Source organism: Micromonospora coxensis (assembly GCF_900090295.1).
In the GTDB taxonomy this organism is placed as follows: Bacteria; Actinomycetota; Actinomycetes; order Mycobacteriales; family Micromonosporaceae; genus Micromonospora; species Micromonospora coxensis.
The window spans coordinates 4,103,619-4,120,084 of record NZ_LT607753.1 but is presented as its reverse complement, the minus strand read 5'-3'; the positions used below and the strand labels follow the sequence as shown (position 1 = coordinate 4,120,084).

The window sequence follows — 16,466 nt, the reverse complement described above, 5'->3', positions numbered from 1 at the left end:
ATGGGTACGGTGAGCTGTCAGATCTCGATGTCGTTGGACGGGTACGTGGCCGGGCCGGAGCAGAGCCGCCAGGATCCGCTGGGCCGGGGCGGGCTGCGCCTGCACGAGTGGCTGTTCGGGCTGGACGCCTGGCGGGAGCGGCACGGCCTGGCCGGCGGGGAGCGCGGCGTCGACGCCGACGTGGTCGAGGAGATGACCCGCGACGTCGGGGCGTACGTGATGGGCCGGCGGATGTTCGGCGGGGGCGACGGCCCGTGGGACCCGGAGTGGCGCGGTTGGTGGGGCGACGACCCGCCGTTCCGTACGCCGGTCTTCGTGCTCACCCACCACCCGCGCGAGACGCTGGTCATGCGCGGCGGCACCGAGTTCCACTTCGTCACCGACGGCGTCGAGGCGGCGCTGGCCCGGGCCCGCGAGGCGGCCGGCGACAAGGTGGTGTCGGTGGCCGGCGGGGCGGACACGGTGCGGCAGTTCCTGGCCGCCGGGTTGCTGGACGTCCTCCAGCTGCACCTGGTGCCGATCGTGCTGGGCGCCGGTGAGCGGCTCTTCGAGGGGGTGGGGGATCCCCGGCTGGAGCAGGTGTCGGTGGTCGGCGGGCCGACGGTGACCCACCTGACGTACCGGGTCCGCCGCTGAACCGCCGGTCACGGGCGCCGCGTCCGGTCCGGTCAGACGTGGCAGTCGCGGGCCAGCTTCTCCGGGATGCCGACGAAGCTGCGGCTCATCCAGGTCGCCGGGCTGGCCGCGCCGGCCCCGGCGTCGATCTGCTTGGCGGCGTCGCCGACCAGCGTCCGGATCCGTGGGTCCTCGGCCTTGCCCGCCTGGGCGCGCACGTCGTCGGCGAGCTTGGCGAGGCTGCCCTTGAGCTGGCCGTTGAGCTGCTCCGGGGTCAGCTCCCGCCGGGTGGCGGCAGCCGAGTCGGCGGCGATCCTCCGGCTCCCCTCGATGATCAGCCGGTCGACCTCGCGGCAGACGGCGACGGTGTTGGCGGCGCTCGGTCCGGTGGGCGAGGGGCTGGCCGTCGGGTCGCCGGTCGGTGTGGGGGCGCCGGTGGTGGTGGCAACGCCCGTCGGCGCGCTCGCCGGGTCGGCCGGGCCGTCACCGGTGTCCTGGCAGCCCGCCGTCAGGGTGCCGAGGGTGAGCAGGGCGAACACGGCGCGGGCGGTGCGGGACATCGACTTTCCCCGTTCGGTCGTCGGCCGTCCCCGACAGGGACGGCATGGCGCGGGCGGGTGGCGCGGTGAACTGCCGACCCGCCCGTCTCGGTCTGCTCCGGTGGCCTTCCCACCGCCACGGCCGTCGGGCCACGACCCGGTCGGACGACCGCCCCGGCGGCAGGACCGGGCGGTGGCCGGGCCGAGCGCGACCCTACCCCGGCGGGCGTCGCCCCGTGGGGCACCGGCCCGCCGCCACGGTGACCCTCCGCAATCACGCCCGTGAACGGGCAGCCTCCGGCGCCGGGCGAGCGGCGCACGCGCGCCACGCCGGGCCGGCGGGATGGCCGGTCCGGCGTGGCGCAGGAGCGTACGTCAGCTCTTGAAGGCGTCCTTGATCTTCTCGCCGGCCTGCTTCAGGTTGGCGCTGGCCTGGTCGTTGCGGCCCTCGGCCTCCAGGCGCTCGTTGTCCGTCGCCCGGCCGACGCCCTCCTTGACCTTGCCGGCGGTGTTCTCGGTCGCGTTACCGATCTTGTCGTCGTAACTCATGCGAGCCTCCTGGTCAGCCGTTGCTTCGACATCCAGGAGGTACCCCCGGACCCGTCGGGGGAAACCGCGTCCCGTCCCGGCGACCACCGACGGTGAGCACCGGGACGGGCCGTCCCCGATGGAGGGACCGGCGGGGCAGCGGGTCAGCCGACCGGGCGGAACCGCCGCAGCCGCAGGCTGTTGGCCACCACGAAGACCGACGAGAAGGCCATCGCGGCGCCGGCGATCATCGGGTTGAGCAGGCCGGCGGCGGCCAGCGGCAGGGCGGCCACGTTGTAGGCGAAGGCCCAGAACAGGTTGCCCTTGATGGTGGCGAGGGTCCGGCGGGAGAGCCGGATCGCGTCCACCGCCGCGGTGAGGTCGCCCCGGACCAGGGTCAGGTCGGACGCCTCGATCGCCACGTCGGTGCCGGTGCCCATGGCCAGCCCCAGGTCGGCCTGGGCCAGCGCGGCGGCGTCGTTGATCCCGTCGCCGACCATGGCGACGGTCCTCCCCTCCGCCTGGAGCCGCTGGACCACGGCGACCTTGTCGGCCGGCAGCACCTCGGCGATCACCTCGTCGATGCCGACCTCGGCGGCCACCGCCTTGGCGACCGTGGCGTTGTCGCCGGTGAGCAGCACCGGGGTCAGGCCCAGCGCGCGCAGCCCGTCGATCGCCGCCCGGCTGGTCGGCTTGACCACGTCGGCGACCGCGAGCACCCCCCGGGCCCGACCGTCCCAGCCGGCCAGCACCGCCGTCCGGCCGGCGGCCTCCGCGTCGGTCACCGCCCGGACGACCTCCTCCGGTACGTCGAGACCGCGCTCGCGCAGCAGCCGGAGCCGGCCGACGACCACGTCACGGCCGTCCACGGTGCCGGTCACCCCGAGCCCTTCGGCGTTGGCGAAGCCGGTGACCGGCGGCAGCGCCCCGGCCTCGGCCGCGCCGGCGGCGACGGCCCGGGCGATCGGGTGCTCGGAGCCGGCCTCCAGCGCCCCGGCCAGCCGGAGCAGCTCGGCACGCTCCTGACCGGCGGCGGGGACCACGTCGACCAGGGTCATCCGACCGGTGGTGACGGTGCCGGTCTTGTCCAGCACCACCGTGTCGACCTGGCGGGTCGACTCCAGCACCTCCGGCCCCTTGATCAGGATGCCGAGCTGGGCGCCGCGCCCGGTGCCGACCAGCAGCGCCGTCGGCGTGGCCAGGCCGAGGGCGCACGGGCAGGCGATGATCAGCACGGCCACGGCGGCGGTGAAGGCCGCGGTCGGGCCCGCGCCGCTGCCGAGCCACCAGCCGAGCGTGCCGGCCGCCAGCGCGATCACGATCGGGACGAAGACCCCGGAGATCCGGTCGGCGAGGCGCTGCACGGCCGCCTTGCCGGTCTGCGCCTGCTCGACGAGCTTCGCCATCTGGGCGAGCTGGGTGTCCGCGCCGACCCGGGTGGCGGTGACCACCAGCCGGCCGCCGGCGTTGACCGTCGCCCCGACCACGGTGTCGCCGGGGCCGACCTCGACCGGCACCGACTCGCCGGTCAGCATGCTGGCGTCGACGGCCGAGGTGCCCTCGTCGACCACCCCGTCGGTGGCGATCTTCTCGCCGGGGCGGACCACGAACCGGTCCCCCACCGCGAGCTGGTCGACCGGGATCCGGGTCTCGGCACCGCCGCGCAGCACCGCGACGTCCTTCGCGCCGAGTTCCAGCAGGGCGCGCAGGGCGGCGCCGGCGGTCCGCTTGGACCGGGCCTCGAAGTAACGCCCGGCCAGGATGAAGACGGTGACGCCGGCCGCCGCCTCCAGGTAGATGTTGCCCGCGCCGTCGGTGCGGGCGATGTCGAAGCTGAAGGGGTGGGTCATGCCGGGCGTCCCGGCGGTGCCGAGGAAGAGCGCCCAGAGCGACCAGCCGAACGCGGCCAGGGTGCCGAGCGACACCAGGGTGTCCATGGTGGCCGCGCCGTGCCGCAGGTTGATCCAGGCGGCCCGGTGGAACGGCAGCCCGCCGTAGACGACCACCGGGGCGGCCAGGGTCAGCGACAGCCACTGCCAGTGGGTGAACTGCCAGGCCGGGACCATCGCCAGCAGGACCACCGGCACGGCCAGCGCCACCGACACCCACAGCCGGGTACGCAGGCCACGCAGCTCGTCCACCGGTTCGGCGGCCGGCTCGGCGACGCCGGCCGGGGTGGGCGGGGGCGGCAGGACGGCGGTGTAGCCGGTCTTCTCCACCGTGGCGATCAGGTCGTCCGGGGTGACGTCGTCGGCGTACCGGACGGTGGCCTTCTCGGTCGCGTAGTTGACGGTGGCCTCGACGCCCTCCATCCGGTTGAGCTTCTTCTCGATCCGGGCGGCGCAGGACGCGCAGGTCATGCCGCCGATCGCGAGTTCGATCAGGTTCGGGGCGACCGGCAGCGACTTGGCGGTCGATGTCATCGCTGCACCTCCTGTCAGCTGTGCCCGTGACCGGGGGCGCCGTGGCCGGCGTCGGCGGTCGGGGTGGGTGCGGCCGGAGTGGTCGCGGGGGCGGTCGGGGCGGCGGTGGCGATCGGGGCGGCGGCGGTGTCGCCGGCCACCACGGTGAACTCGGCGGTGTGCACCGCGCCGCCGTGCCGGAAGTCGAGGTAGAGCCGGTAGGCGCCGGTGGAGGGCACCTCGGCGGCGAAGCTCACCGCCGGGCCGGCCGGGGTACGCCCGTCGCCGGGCACCCCCTCCGGGTGCACGTGCAGGTACGCCAGGTCGCCCTGGCGCAGCGCCACCAGGTGCCCGTACGCCCCCAGGTAGGGCTCCAGGTCGGTGACCGGCTTCCCGTCCCGGCTGATGGTCAGGGTCAGGGTGCTGGTCCGGCCCGGCTGCGGGGTCCCGCCGAGGGTGACCGTGTAGCCGTCGACCGTGGTGCTGGTCGCCGGGGCGGGCAGCGGCCGGGGCGTCAGCGTGCCGGGAACGGCCACGTCGACCCCGAGGGTGAGCGGCTGTCCGCCGGTCGGGGTGAAGTCGGCGAAGGCGCGCCAGACGCCCGGCCCGTCGAGCGGCGAGTCGACCCGCCAGGTGCCGTCCGCGTCCAGCTCGGGGTGGACGTGCCGGAAGCCGGAGAGGTCGCGCCGGGCGACGATCAGGTGCATGCGCTTGTCGTGGGCGACGTCGTACCGGGTGACCGGGGCGCCGTCGGGGCCGGTGATCCGGAAGGCGAACTCGCCGGTCGGGGCGGCCACCGGTTGCAGGGTGTAGCCCCGGTCGGAGACGAGCAGGCCGCCCGGGAGGTGGTCGGTGGCGGTGGCCTGGCCGCCACCGTCGTGGGAGTCGTCGGAGTGGGCGCCGGCGGAGTCGTGGCGGGTGTCGGCGGCCGGGGTGACGGGGCCGGCCAGGTGGCCGACCCCGTACGCCGTGCCGAACACCGCCGCGAGGCCGAGGGCGAAACCGCTCAGCTTCGTCGCCGTGTTCATCGTGGTACCTCGGTTCTCTCGGGTCGGGTGACCCGTCACGCCTCGACGAGGTCGTACCCGGCCTCGTCGACCGCGGCGCGTACGGAGTCGGTGTCCAGCGGGCTCTCGCTGGTGACGGTGACCTGGCCGGTGGCCAGGTCGACCTGGACGTCCCGGACGCCCTGGATCGCGCCCACCTCGGTGCTGACCGAGTTGACGCAGTGCCCGCAGGTCATGCCCTTCACCTGGTACGTGGTGGTGACCATGGCAGTTCTCCTCTCCTGAGGCGATGCTATACCCCCCTGGGGTAGCTCGCCCAGTGACGGTAGCATACCCCCTAGGGGTACGCTATCCTTGTCATCATGACCACACCGAGCACCCCGACCCGGGGCTACAGCGCCAGCAAGGACCAACTGCTCGCGCGGCTGCGCCGCGTGGAGGGGCAGGTCCGTGGCATCGAGAAGATGGTCGACGACGACCGGTACTGCATCGACGTGCTCACCCAGATCTCCGCGATCCAGGCCGCGCTGGACAAGGTCGCCCTCGGCCTGCTCGACGGGCACGCCCGGCACTGCATGCACGAGGGCGCCGCCGAGGGCCGGGCCGACGAGATGGCCAGCGAGATGATGGCCGCCGTCGGCCGCCTGATGAAGCGCGGCTGAACCGCCCACGTCGGGACCTTCGGCCCGACCGCCGGGCGGCGCGCGGGACTACCGTCGCAGGTGGCGACCGGGACCGGCGCCACCGGAGCACCGGACCGGCCACCCGAGTCGTGGACGGAGGGCGGCCATGATGGGGTACGGCCCGATGATGGGCGCCATGTGGGTCTGGACGCTGCTGGCGCTGGCCGTGCTGGCGGGACTGGGTTATCTGGCGTACCGCCTGACCCGGGAGCAGCCCCGGACGCCGGTGGACTCCACCGCGCGGACGATCCTCGACGAGCGCTACGCGCGCGGCGAGATCGACGACGAGGAGTACCACCGACGCCGGGACGTGCTACGGACCGCCGGCTGACCGCTCCGCCCACGACGAGCCGACGGCCCACCCGGGCCGTACGGCGGAGCGCCCGGGACCCGTGAGCGGGCCCCGGGCGTCCCCGGCCGGGTGGCTCAGAGCCGGGCGAGGATCTTGTTCATGGCGTCGATCTCGCCCTGCTGGGCGGTGACGATCTGCTGCGCCATGGCCTTGGCCTCGGCGTTGGCGCCGTTGGCGATCTCCTGCTTGGCCATGGTGATCGCACCCTCGTGGTGGGCGATCATCATGGTGACGAACTGCCGGTCGAACTCCGTGCCGGAGGCGGCCTTCAACTTCGCCATGTCGGCGTCGGACATCATCCCCGACATGCCGCCGTGGTCCATGTGACCGCCGGTGTCCGGGCTGCCGGACGGCACCGGTCGACCCCAGGCGTTCAGCCAACCGGTCATGGTGGCGATCTCCGGGGCCTGCGCCGCCTTGATCTCCGCGGCGAGCTTCTTGACCTCCGGGTCCTGGGCCCGGCCGTCGGCCAGCTCGGACATCTGCACCGCCTGCTGGTGGTGCGGGATCATCATCTGCGCGAACATCACGTCGTCGTCGTCGAAGCCGGCCGCGGCGCTCGCGGAGGCGGCGCCGGTGGTGGCGCCGGCGCCCGGCATGCCGTGGCCGGAGTCGGACGAGTGGTCGCCGCCGCCGCAGGCGGCGAGGGCGAGGACGGCGGCGCCGGCGACGCCGGCCAGGGCGGCACGGCGCGCGATGGTACGAGTGAGCATGATTCGAACCTTTCGGTGTCAGGACGGACGCAGCGGACGGCGGGCGCGGCGGAACCGCGCCGGGGCGTCCTATCTGCGCAGCACCGACACCGTGGCGAGCCGGAGGCCGACGGGGCGGCCCGGAGGCGCGCGCGACCCGACCCACCGCCCGGCGGGGTGGTGGGCGCCGGAGCGCGGTCGTCCCCACCGGAGCAGCAGCGCCGCGAGCAGCAGGGTCACCGTCAGCGTGCCGAGCACCGCCAGGCAGACGCCCCACGCCCCGGGGTGACCGTCCGGGTCACCGGCGGGCAGCGCCGCCCCGTGCCGGCAGCCGTCGTCCGGGCACCCGTCACCGGCCACCGGCACGACGGTGGTCGTGGTGGCGGCTCCCGCCACGGCCGGCGTCCCCGGCCGCTCGACCCGGACCTCCGCAGCGGTGACGTGGGCCCCGGCCGGTGGCACCGGGCCCTGCGCGACGGCGTGGCCGTCGGGGTGGCCGGAGCCGTGCCCGCCGTGGCCGATGGTGTGCATGGCGGCCAGTCCGAGCAGGGTGCAGACGAGCAGCAGCAGCCGGGTCCACCACCCGGTCGTCGCCACCGTCGCCGTCCGCACCCGACAACGCTAACCGACCCCGGGCGGAGTCAGAGGCGTACCCGCCGCAGCAGTTGCGCGTTGAGCGCCACCACGATCGTCGAGCCGGACATCAGCACGGCGGCGAGCGCCGGGCCGAGCGTCAGCCCGACCCCGGCCAGCACGCCGGCCGCCAGCGGCAGCGCCACCACGTTGTAGCCGGCCGCCCAGGCCAGGTTCTGCAGCATCTTCCGGTACGCGGCCCGGGAGAGCCGGACCACGCCACCGACCCCGCGCGGGTCGGAGGAGGCGAGCACCACCCCGGCCGACTCGATCGCCACGTCGGTGCCGGCCCCGATCGCGATGCCCACGTCCGCCCGGGCCAGCGCCGGCGCGTCGTTGACCCCGTCGCCGACCATGGCGACCCGCAGCCCCCGGCGCTGGAGTTCGGTCACCTTCTCGTCCTTGTCGGCCGGGAGCACCTCGGCGAAGACCTCGTCACCCGGGCGGAACCCGAGGTCGGCGGCGACGGCGTCGGCGACCGGCCGGGCGTCCCCGGTGATCATCGCGATGGTCCGGATCCCCTCGGCGCGCAGCGTGACGACCGCCTCCCGCGCCTCGGGTCGCACCTCGTCGGCGAGGGCGAGCAGACCGAGGACGGTGTCCGGCAGGCGGACCAGGTGCAGCACCGCCGCCCCGCGCTCCGCCCAGCGGCGGGCCTCCGGGGTCAGCGCGTCGGGCAGCGTCAGCCCCTGCTCGCGCAGGTGGGCCGGCCCACCCACCGCGTACGCCGTACCGTCGATCTCGGCGCGCACGCCGCGGCCCGGCAGCGACCGGAAGCCGGTGGCCGGGGCCGGGCCGCCACGGTCGGCGGCGGCCGTGACGATCGCCCGGGCCAGCGGGTGCTCGCTCTCGGCCTCCACCCCGGCGGCCAGCCGCAGCACCTCGTCCTCGCTGGTGCCCGGCACGGCGGCCACCCCGGTGACCACGTGCTCGCCCTTCGTCAGCGTGCCGGTCTTGTCGAAGAGCACCGCGTCGACGGTCCGCATCCGCTCCAGCGCGAGCTGGTCGCGGACCAGCACCCCGGACCGGGCGGCGATCCCGGTGGAGAGCGCGATCACCAGCGGGATCGCCAGCCCCAGCGCGTGCGGGCAGGCGATCACCAGGACCGTGACGGTCCGCACCACCGCCTGGTCCCGGTCGCCCAGCGCGGACCAGGCCACGGCGGTCAGCACGGCGGTGGCGGTGGCGATGTAGAACAGCAGCGCCGCGAACCGGTCCGCGAGCACCTGGGCCCGCCCACCGGACTGCTGGGCCTGGGCCACCAGGCGCTGGATCCCGGCCAGCGTGGTCTGGTCGCCGACGGCCTCGACACGGACCCGGATCGCCGAGTCGGTGGCGACGGTGCCGGCCACCACCCGGTCCCCCACCTCGCGGGTCACCGGCCGGGACTCCCCGGTGACCATCGACTCGTCCAGCTCGGCCGAGCCCTCGACGACCCGCCCGTCGGCCGGCACCCGGCCACCGGGACGGACCAGCACGACGTCCTCGACGCTCAGCGCCGCGACCGGCACCCGCTCGACGGCCCCGTCCGGGCCGACCCGCTCGGCGTCGTCGGGCAGCAGGGCGGCCAGCGCGGCGAGCGCGCCCCGGGCCTGCCCGATGGCCTTCATCTCCTGCCAGTGGCCCAGCAGCATGATGGTGACCAGGGCGGCCAGCTCCCACCAGAAGTCCAGGTCGAACGCGCCGAGGCTGGTCGCCAGCGAGGCCACGTACGCCACCGTGATCGCCATCGCGACCAGCAGCATCATCCCCGGGGCCCGGTCGCGCACCTCGCGGACGGCCCCGATCAGGAACGGCCAGCCGCCCCACCAGAAGACCACCGAGCCGAGCACCGGCCCGACCAGCGAGCGCCCCGGGAACTCCAGGGAGTACCCGAACCAGTCCATCACCATGTCGCCGACGAGCACCACCGGCAGGGTCAGCACCAGGCAGACCCAGAACCGGCGACGGAACATCTCGGGATCGTGGCCGGCGTGCTTGTCGTGCCCGCCGTGTCGCCCGCCCTGCTGACCGTGCCCGGCATGCTGCTCCATGCCTCCAACATGCCGCTTCGGCGCGCTCCGGGCAGGGCGAACCGGGCGAGCCGACACCCACCCTGGCTACCATTCACCGACGATGACGCCTGCGCCCACCGCCGCGACCGCCCCGCGTACCGCGCCGGGGCCCGTCGTCGGCCCGTCGCCACCCGGCGGACACGACGTCCGCTCGCGGTACGTGACGACGCCGGCACTCCCCGGCGATCCGGGGGCGTCGACGACGACATCCGGCACCATCCGCTGAACCGACCAGCCGGCTGACACGTACCTCGCTCTGGATCGTTGGGAGACTCGCAATGGGCGCCGACCACACCCGTCCCGCTCCGTCCACCCCGCCGGGGGTGCGACGGATCCTCGTCGCGACGGTGGTGCCGCTGTTCGTCCTCACGGTGATCGTCGCGCTGGTGCTCTGGCCGCGGGACACGCCGACGAAGGACACCGGCGGTGACGTGCCGCGCTACCACGGCACGGTGACCCGGGTGGTGACCGAGCCCTGCCCGCCGACGCCGGAGGCGCCCGAGGGGTCGCCCGGCACGGCCGACGGCCCGTGCGGGACGGTGACGGTCAAGGTCGAGCAGGGCCCGGACGCCGGCCAGCAGGTCCAGACGCCGGTGCCGGCCGGCCCGGGCGCACCGACCGTCGCCGTGGGCGACGAGGTCGTGCTGGTGGAGCTGACCGACCCGGCGGACCCGACGGCCAGCAGCTACAACATCGCCGAGCACCAGCGGGGGGAACCGCTGATCTGGCTGGTGGCGCTCTTCGCGGCCGCGATCGTGGCGTTCGGGCGGCTGCGCGGCCTCGCGGCGCTCGCCGGGCTGGCCGCGAGCTTCGCCATCCTCCTCACCTTCGTGGTGCCGGGCATCTCCGGCGGCGGCTCGCCGCTGCTGATCGCGATCACCGGCTCCGCCCTGATCATGTTCGTGGTGCTGTACCTCACCCACGGGATCACCGCGCAGACGTCCGTGGCCGTCCTCGGCACCCTCGGCAGCCTGGTGCTGACCGGAGTCCTCGGCAGCCTGGCCACCGCCGCCGCGCACCTGACCGGGTTCGGCAGCGAGGAGGCCACCACGCTGTCGATGTACCAGCGCGACGTGGACCTGCACGGGCTGCTGCTGGCCGGCATCATCATCGGCTCGCTCGGCGTGCTCGACGACGTCACGGTCACCCAGGCGGCCACCGTCACCGAGCTGGCGCACGCCAACCCCGGGCTGTCCCGGATGCAGCTCTACCGGGCCGCCACCCGGGTCGGCCGGGCGCACATCGCCTCCACGGTGAACACCATCGTGCTCGCCTACGCCGGCGCCTCGCTGCCGCTGCTGCTCCTGCTGACCGCCGACAGCCGGCCGGTGGGGCAGATCCTCACCAGCGAGTTCCTGGCCCAGGAGATCGTCCGCAGCGCGGTGGCGACGCTGGGGCTGATCGCCGCCGTACCGCTGACCACCGGCCTGGCCGCGCTGGTCACCACCGCCGGCCGCGCTCCGGAGGCCGACCCGGTGCGCGACCCGGATCCCACCCCGAAGCCTCGCCCCGCCGTCGACCGGGACGCCGCGCTGGAGGCGCTGAGCGCGGGCCGTCCCGGCACCCCGTCCACCCCGGCCCCCGCACGGTGGCCCGACCCCGGAAGGAGCACGGACACCGCATGGTGAAACTCCACAGCGTGACCGCCGACGACCCGGAACCTGACGAACGCGTCACTCGTCACGCAACGCCACGACGAAATAACGCTTTTAGTCGGGTTCAGGACGTAGCTCACCGGTACGACTGTCAGGTAACCTCGCTGCCGGTCACCGCCGAAGGCGCGCAGCGGCGCCTGCGGTGCCGCCGCCCAATCGCCGCGAGGCGAGCCGGGGAACCAGGTACCTGGGGTGAATCCGCGACAGCGGTAGGGGCCACTTCCGTCCCGAACCCGTCAGCTAACCCGGTCGGCGGTCGACGGAAGGGAACACTGTGACGGCACCCCTGCGCCGCTGGATGACTCCGGTGGTGTCCGTGCTCGCCGCCCTGGCCATCCTCGCCGGCGCGGCCCCCGCCATTGCCGCCCCCTCGACCCCCACCCCCTCCGGGCACGCGGAGGACGACGAGCCCAAGTTGCTCACCGACGTCATCGAGCTGCGCAACCGCGAGTACAGCAAGGCGAAGTCGAAGCTGGAGAAGTCGAAGAAGCGCCAGCTCGAACTCGCCATGGAGGTACGGCGGGCGCAGGACGAGCTGGAGGCGCTCAAGCCGCACGTCACCCAGATCGCCGCCCAGTCGTACCGGACCGGCCGGATCGGCGCGGTGTCGATGCTGCTGGAGAGCGACGCGCCCGACTCGTTCGTCCGACGCGCGGCCGCCCTGGACGAGCTGAACATGGTCAACGGGCAGAAGCTGGCCGAGGTGACCGCCGTCAAGAACCGCGCGGAGCAGGCCAAGCTGGCGCTCGACGCCGAGGTTCGCGAGCAGCAGAAGCTCACCAACGACATGGCCCGGGAGAGCCGGGAGGCGGAGAAGGCCCTCGCGCTCGTCGGCGGCAAGGGCTTCACCGGCGGCCTGGTGGACGCGACGTCCCCGGTCGCCCGGATCGCCCCCGGCCGGACGGCGGACGGCGGCTGGCGCTCCGAGTCGTGCAGCGAGGACGACCCGACCACCTCGGGCTGTGTCACGCCGCGCACCCTGCACGCCTACAAGGAGGTACGCCGGGCCGGCTTCAAGCGGTTCGCCGGCTGCTACCGCCCCGGCGGGCCGTGGGAGCACCCGAAGGGCAAGGCCTGCGACTGGTCCCTGCAGAACAGCGGCTTCGCCCCCTGGCACAACAACGACACCCGGATGTACGGCAACAACCTCACCGCCTTCCTGATCCGCAACGCGGACCGGCTGGGCATCTACTACGTCATCTGGAACCGGCAGATCTGGTTCCCGGCGACGGGTTGGAAGTCGTACAGCGGACCGTCGAACCACACCGACCACGTGCACATGTCGCTGCTGTAGCGCCCGGCGCGTACGGAACGAGGGCCGCCCCCGGTCGGGGCGGCCCTCGTCGTGTGTCGGGGATCAGCGGGCGACCACGGCCACCTGGTCGTCCCCGGCCCGGTCCGGCACGTCGGCGGGCACCGCGGCCACCGTCCGGGCCTCGCCCGCGGCGAGCCGGTACGACAGGCCGACCACCGCGCACCGCCCGGCGGCCACCTCGCCGGCCAGGACGGCCGAGTTGTCCAGCAGCGCCTCGACGGTGCGCGCGATGTGGATGTCCACGATCCCGTCGACGTCGTCGACACCCTGCGACGCGGCACGCCGCACGCTGGGCGTCACCGCGTCGACCACGGCGCCCAGGTGGCCCGGCGGCGTGGCGCCGGTGCGGGCCGCCTGTCGGGCCGCCTGCACCGCTCCGCAGGAGTCGTGGCCGAGCACCACCACCAGGGGGGTGCCGAGGACACTGACCGCGTACTCGACGCTGCCCAGCACCTCGGAGCCGACGGTGTGCCCGGCGGTGCGGACGACGAAGAGGTCACCCAGGCCCCGGTCGAAGATGATCTCGGCGGCGAGGCGGGAGTCCGAGCAGCCGACGATCACCGCGAAGGGATGCTGGCCGTCGGCGACGGCGGCCCGGTGGGCGGCATCCTGGTTGGGGTGGCGCGGCGCGCCGGTGACGAACCGCCGGTTACCGGCGAGCAGTTCGGCGAGCGCCTGGGTGGGATCGGTCAGGGTCATTGCCGCACCTCTGTCCTGCGCGTGATCGGCCTGGTCGCACCGGCCGGCGACGGAGGCGGCCGCGCCCCCCACGGTCACACGCAGCAGAAGGTACGTCAAGGTTTACGTGATACACATTTCATGCTTTGGTCCTCTTCTCCCCGGTGGGGCCGGAAAGGTCGCGGTCCGGGGAGGCCCGGACCGTAAATCCGAAGGAGGGGCCATACGATGGCGGGCATGGCAGCGGAGAACGGGAGCACCCGGAACTGGACGTTCCTCACCAACCACGCACACGTCCTGCTCGCCATCGCCCGCAATCCCACCGCCCGGCTGCGGGACGTGGCCGACGAGGTGGGCGTCACCGAGCGGGCCGCCCAGGCGATCGTCGCCGACCTGGAGGCCGGCGGGTACCTGCGACGGACCCGGGTCGGGCGACGCAACGAGTACACGGTCAACCCGAGCGGCCACTTCCGGCACCCGGCGGAGTCGGACCGCCAGGTCGGCGACCTGCTCGCCCTCTTCACCGGCGACCCGGCCGACTCCACCCGCTGACCCGCCCGCCCCGTCCGGGTCGCCCGTCACCGCGCTGCGGGCGCGCCGGCGGTAGTCTCACCGCGTGCGCGAGAGCTTCCGGCCGGGCGGGACGGCGCTGACCGGGCCCACCCGGCGCCCATCCCGGACGGTCCTCAGTGGAGTCGTGGCGGCCCTGCTCGCCACGCTCGTCGTAGCGCCCGCCCCGGCCCGGGCCGAACCGAAGTGCCCCGCCCCGGCCGGCGGGGCGGCCCCCACCGAGACGCCGTGGGCGCTGCGCCGGCTCGATCCGGCGTCCGCCTGGCGGATCACCCGGGGTGAACGGGTCACCGTGGCCGTGGTCGACTCCGGCGTCTCCCCGGTCCATCCGCTGCTCAAGGGGCAGGTGGGCGAAGGCCGCGACTTCAACGGCCTGGCGCAGATGCAGGGCCGGTGCGACCAGGCCGGACACGGCACGATCGTCGCCGGCATCATCGCCGGCCGCGACGACACCGGTGCCCCGTACAGCGGCGTCGCGCCCGGCGCGCGCATCCTGCCGGTACGCGTGCTGCCCGACACGCAGCGGACCAACGACCCCGGGCTGCCCGTGCAGATCGCGGCGGCGATCAGGTGGGCGGCCGACCAGGACGTCCAGGTGATCAACCTGTCCCTCGTCACCATCGACCACCCGCAGTTGAAGGACGCCGTCCAGTACGCCCTGGACAAGGGCGTCGTGGTGGTCGCCGCCGCCGGCAACCGGGCACAGGACCAGCGGGACCTGCCGGCGTACCCGGCCGCGTACCCGGGCGTGATCGCGGTGGCGGGCGTGGACCGGGAGGGCGGCCACGTCGGCAGCTCGGTCAGCGGCAACTACGTCGACATCGCCGCCCCCGGGCTGGACATCGTCGGCCCCGCCCCCGGCGGGCAGGGCTACCTCGCCGAGCCGGAGGGCGGGACGAGTTTCGCCGCCGCGTACGTCTCCGGCGCCGCCGCGCTGCTCCGCTCCGCCCGCCCCGACCTCACCCCGCAGCAGGTGGCCTACCGGCTGACCCGGACCGCGGACAACCCGCCCGACGGCCACAACGCCCAACTGGGGTACGGCGTGGTCAATCCGTACCGTGCGCTGACCAGCCTGCTCGGCACCCGGACCGACCCGCCGGCCGGCGCGATGCCCCCACCCGCCTCGGACGAGGACCCGCTGGGCCGGCAGTGGACCGTGGCCCTCTGGGCGGCCGGGGTGGCGGCGCTGCTCGCCGCCGGGCTGCTGATCGCCCGTCCGGTCGTGGCCCTGGGCCGGCGACGCGGCTGGCGACCGGGACGCCGCACCGAACCCGCCGACGCCTGACCATCCCGGGCCGCCTCGGGACAGGGCACCACGCGGGCCGGGCCCCCGGCCCACCGTCCGACCCGGACACGACGAAGCGCCGCCCACCGGATGCCGGCGGGCGGCGCTTCGTCGTCGGGTCAGCGCAGGATGCCGGGCGTGGCGTCGCCGTCCGCGCCCCAGACGTCCTCGTCCTCCTCCAGCCAGCTGTTGCGGGCGGCCTCCTCCTCGCCGTAGCCGGCCCCGTGGCCGCCGCCCATGCCGGCCACGCCGCCACGGCCCGCGCCCGCGGTGGCGCCCCGGACGCCTCCCGCGCCCTTGCCGGCGCCACCGCGACCGGCAGCGCCACCCATGCCGGGGGCCATCGCGGCGCCCATGCCGCCGAGCCGGCCGGCCCCCCGGCCGCCACCGCCCCGGCCCGCGCCACCGGCGCCGGCCGCGCCGCCCATCATCGGGGGCATGCCGGCGGTGACCGGCTTGCCGAGCGCGCCGCCGCCGGGGACCATGCCGCCGCCACCCAGGCCGCTACCGCCACCCAGGCCGGCGCCGCCGCCGAGGCCGGTGGTGCTGGGCAGACCGCCACCGCCGCCGGCGGGCAGGGTGCCGAGCCCGCCGCCCGCGCCGGCCAGACCGCTGCCGTACTCGTCACCGAGGCTGCCGGTGCCCGGCAGACCCCCCACGCCACCCGAGCCGCCGCCGAAGCCGCCGGTGCCCGGCGTCAGGCCGGGGTGGGTGCCGGAGCCGATGCCCGGCGTGCCCGAACCGGTGCCGGAGGGCGGCTCGAAGCCGCTGAGCGAGGGGCTGCCGCCACCGCCCACGCCGCCGGTCGACGGCGAGCCGCCGATGCTCGGCACACCGCCACCGCCCCCGCCGCCACCGCCGCCGGTGGTCAGGTCGGGCCGGCCGAGGTCCGGGTTCTGCGCGCCCTTGTCGGTCACCGAGCCCGGCGCGCGCTCCTCGATCCCGAGGTAGTTGCTGCTCACCTGGTCGTAGACCCGGGCCGCGTCCTCGGTCTTGTCGTTCAACCAGTCCATCATCGAGCTGATCGGGTCGACCCAGCCGAGGAAGTCGGGCTTGACCTTCATCTCGAAGAAGCCGGCGCTGATCGTGAGCTTGGCGTTACGCGCCTCCAGCACGTCGTTGACGCAGCTCGCCGGGATGGGGAAGTTCTGCTGGGCCACGGTGAGGTCGTTGGCCGCCTGCTTCAGCGACTGGACGATGCCGTCGTGCTTCTCGGCATCCTCGACGACCCCGCCGGTCCGCTTGGCGAGCCCCTCGACGTGCGTCTTGAACGACTCGTACGCGGGGCCCTTCCAGGTCTCGCCGAGGTCCTTGACGTTCTTCTCCAGGTTCTCCTTCACCGTGCGCAGGTTCTTCAGCAACTGCTCCCAGCCGAGAGCGGCGCTGGTGACGTCGCCGGGCCTGCCGTCGACGACGATCTGCTGGCACATCTCTTCCCAGCTCGGCATCTGTCTTCCC

The 16,466-nt window shown here is 74.7% G+C and carries 17 protein-coding genes and 1 riboswitch; of the genes, 7 read left to right on the top strand and 10 right to left on the bottom strand.

Features of this window, described 5'->3' with window-relative positions:
- Positions 1–636, top strand: coding sequence for a dihydrofolate reductase family protein (locus tag GA0070614_RS18850; RefSeq protein WP_088977206.1), 636 nt, complete (start codon positions 1–3; stop codon positions 634–636).
- A 32-nt stretch (positions 637–668) separates the two neighbouring features.
- Here the strand turns inward: GA0070614_RS18850 and GA0070614_RS18845 are convergent, their stop codons facing one another.
- The 5 genes from GA0070614_RS18845 to GA0070614_RS18825 all read right to left on the bottom strand — a co-directional run bounded on the left by GA0070614_RS18845 (position 669) and on the right by GA0070614_RS18825 (position 5,357).
- Positions 669–1,175 (bottom strand): hypothetical protein, encoded by a 507-nt coding sequence (locus GA0070614_RS18845; protein WP_088977205.1) that lies wholly within the window; start codon positions 1,173–1,175, stop codon positions 669–671.
- 354 nt (positions 1,176–1,529) lie between these two features.
- Positions 1,530–1,703, bottom strand: coding sequence for a CsbD family protein (locus GA0070614_RS18840; protein ID WP_088977204.1), 174 nt, complete (start codon positions 1,701–1,703; stop codon positions 1,530–1,532).
- Between the two features lie 143 nt (positions 1,704–1,846).
- Positions 1,847–4,105, bottom strand: a complete 2,259-nt coding sequence (locus GA0070614_RS18835; RefSeq protein ID WP_088977203.1) for a heavy metal translocating P-type ATPase — start codon at positions 4,103–4,105, stop codon at positions 1,847–1,849.
- A 14-nt stretch (positions 4,106–4,119) separates the two neighbouring features.
- Positions 4,120–5,112, bottom strand: a complete 993-nt coding sequence (locus GA0070614_RS18830; protein ID WP_088977202.1) for a hypothetical protein — start codon at positions 5,110–5,112, stop codon at positions 4,120–4,122.
- 35 nt (positions 5,113–5,147) lie between these two features.
- Positions 5,148–5,357, bottom strand: coding sequence for a heavy-metal-associated domain-containing protein (locus GA0070614_RS18825; protein ID WP_088977201.1), 210 nt, complete (start codon positions 5,355–5,357; stop codon positions 5,148–5,150).
- Positions 5,358–5,453: 96 nt separating this feature from the next.
- On the opposite strand from GA0070614_RS18825, the gene GA0070614_RS18820 reads away from it, so the two are divergent.
- Together GA0070614_RS18820 and GA0070614_RS18815 are read left to right on the top strand one after the other, a co-directional pair.
- Positions 5,454–5,753, top strand: coding sequence for a metal-sensitive transcriptional regulator (locus GA0070614_RS18820; RefSeq protein WP_088977200.1), 300 nt, complete (start codon positions 5,454–5,456; stop codon positions 5,751–5,753).
- 127 nt (positions 5,754–5,880) lie between these two features.
- Positions 5,881–6,105, top strand: coding sequence for an SHOCT domain-containing protein (locus GA0070614_RS18815; RefSeq protein WP_088977199.1), 225 nt, complete (start codon positions 5,881–5,883; stop codon positions 6,103–6,105).
- A 95-nt stretch (positions 6,106–6,200) separates the two neighbouring features.
- Here the strand turns inward: GA0070614_RS18815 and GA0070614_RS18810 are convergent, their stop codons facing one another.
- From GA0070614_RS18810 to GA0070614_RS18800, 3 genes are all read right to left on the bottom strand, one after another.
- Positions 6,201–6,839, bottom strand: coding sequence for a DUF305 domain-containing protein (locus GA0070614_RS18810; protein ID WP_088977198.1), 639 nt, complete (start codon positions 6,837–6,839; stop codon positions 6,201–6,203).
- A gap of 69 nt (positions 6,840–6,908) precedes the next feature.
- Positions 6,909–7,430 carry a hypothetical protein gene (locus GA0070614_RS18805; protein WP_088977197.1) on the bottom strand — a complete coding sequence of 174 codons (522 nt, stop codon included), beginning with the start codon at positions 7,428–7,430 and terminating at the stop codon, positions 6,909–6,911.
- A 29-nt stretch (positions 7,431–7,459) separates the two neighbouring features.
- Entirely contained in the window at positions 7,460–9,484 is a 2,025-nt protein-coding gene (locus GA0070614_RS18800) for a heavy metal translocating P-type ATPase (protein ID WP_088977196.1), read from the bottom strand.
- Between the two features lie 299 nt (positions 9,485–9,783).
- Between GA0070614_RS18800 and GA0070614_RS18795 the strand changes: the two genes are divergently transcribed.
- The gene (locus GA0070614_RS18795) at positions 9,784–11,133 is read left to right on the top strand and encodes a YibE/F family protein (RefSeq protein WP_088977195.1); all 1,350 of its coding nucleotides are present in this window, start codon (positions 9,784–9,786) and stop codon (positions 11,131–11,133) included.
- A gap of 166 nt (positions 11,134–11,299) precedes the next feature.
- Positions 11,300–11,430: riboswitch (cyclic di-AMP (ydaO/yuaA leader) on the top strand.
- Positions 11,431–11,434: 4 nt separating this feature from the next.
- The gene (locus GA0070614_RS18790) at positions 11,435–12,454 is read left to right on the top strand and encodes a coiled-coil domain-containing protein (protein ID WP_088977194.1); all 1,020 of its coding nucleotides are present in this window, start codon (positions 11,435–11,437) and stop codon (positions 12,452–12,454) included.
- A 63-nt stretch (positions 12,455–12,517) separates the two neighbouring features.
- Here GA0070614_RS18790 and GA0070614_RS18785 read toward each other — a convergent pair whose 3' ends face one another.
- On the bottom strand, positions 12,518–13,174 hold the full coding sequence (locus GA0070614_RS18785; RefSeq protein WP_088977193.1) for a carbonic anhydrase: 657 nt from the start codon (positions 13,172–13,174) through the stop codon (positions 12,518–12,520).
- A 207-nt stretch (positions 13,175–13,381) separates the two neighbouring features.
- On the opposite strand from GA0070614_RS18785, the gene GA0070614_RS18780 reads away from it, so the two are divergent.
- Both GA0070614_RS18780 and mycP read left to right on the top strand, forming a co-directional pair.
- Positions 13,382–13,705 (top strand): helix-turn-helix transcriptional regulator, encoded by a 324-nt coding sequence (locus GA0070614_RS18780; RefSeq protein ID WP_088977192.1) that lies wholly within the window; start codon positions 13,382–13,384, stop codon positions 13,703–13,705.
- A 64-nt stretch (positions 13,706–13,769) separates the two neighbouring features.
- Entirely contained in the window at positions 13,770–15,008 is a 1,239-nt protein-coding gene (gene mycP, locus GA0070614_RS18775; protein ID WP_231933327.1) for a type VII secretion-associated serine protease mycosin, read from the top strand.
- Positions 15,009–15,127: 119 nt separating this feature from the next.
- On the opposite strand, the gene GA0070614_RS31435 is transcribed toward mycP, so the two are convergent.
- Positions 15,128–16,456, bottom strand: a complete 1,329-nt coding sequence (locus tag GA0070614_RS31435; RefSeq protein WP_157745040.1) for a WXG100 family type VII secretion target — start codon at positions 16,454–16,456, stop codon at positions 15,128–15,130.
- Positions 16,457–16,466: the final 10 nt, after the last annotated feature.

Excerpts from the sequence above, each read along its gene's own strand:
- GA0070614_RS18835 (WP_088977203.1), bottom strand. The coding sequence starts at position 4,105 with ATGACATCGACCGCCAAGTCGCTGCCGGTCGCCCCGAACCTGATCGAA.
- GA0070614_RS18850 (WP_088977206.1), top strand. The coding sequence starts at position 1 with ATGGGTACGGTGAGCTGTCAGATCTCGATGTCGTTGGACGGGTACGTG.
- GA0070614_RS18840 (WP_088977204.1), bottom strand. The coding sequence starts at position 1,703 with ATGAGTTACGACGACAAGATCGGTAACGCGACCGAGAACACCGCCGGC.
- GA0070614_RS18785 (WP_088977193.1), bottom strand. The coding sequence starts at position 13,174 with ATGACCCTGACCGATCCCACCCAGGCGCTCGCCGAACTGCTCGCCGGT.
- GA0070614_RS18825 (WP_088977201.1), bottom strand. The coding sequence starts at position 5,357 with ATGGTCACCACCACGTACCAGGTGAAGGGCATGACCTGCGGGCACTGC.
- GA0070614_RS18830 (WP_088977202.1), bottom strand. The coding sequence starts at position 5,112 with ATGAACACGGCGACGAAGCTGAGCGGTTTCGCCCTCGGCCTCGCGGCG.
- GA0070614_RS18780 (WP_088977192.1), top strand. The coding sequence starts at position 13,382 with ATGGCGGGCATGGCAGCGGAGAACGGGAGCACCCGGAACTGGACGTTC.
- GA0070614_RS18820 (WP_088977200.1), top strand. The coding sequence starts at position 5,454 with ATGACCACACCGAGCACCCCGACCCGGGGCTACAGCGCCAGCAAGGAC.
- GA0070614_RS18845 (WP_088977205.1), bottom strand. The coding sequence starts at position 1,175 with ATGTCCCGCACCGCCCGCGCCGTGTTCGCCCTGCTCACCCTCGGCACC.
- GA0070614_RS31435 (WP_157745040.1), bottom strand. The coding sequence starts at position 16,456 with ATGCCGAGCTGGGAAGAGATGTGCCAGCAGATCGTCGTCGACGGCAGG.
- GA0070614_RS18815 (WP_088977199.1), top strand. The coding sequence starts at position 5,881 with ATGATGGGGTACGGCCCGATGATGGGCGCCATGTGGGTCTGGACGCTG.
- GA0070614_RS18795 (WP_088977195.1), top strand. The coding sequence starts at position 9,784 with ATGGGCGCCGACCACACCCGTCCCGCTCCGTCCACCCCGCCGGGGGTG.
- GA0070614_RS18810 (WP_088977198.1), bottom strand. The coding sequence starts at position 6,839 with ATGCTCACTCGTACCATCGCGCGCCGTGCCGCCCTGGCCGGCGTCGCC.
- GA0070614_RS18800 (WP_088977196.1), bottom strand. The coding sequence starts at position 9,484 with ATGGAGCAGCATGCCGGGCACGGTCAGCAGGGCGGGCGACACGGCGGG.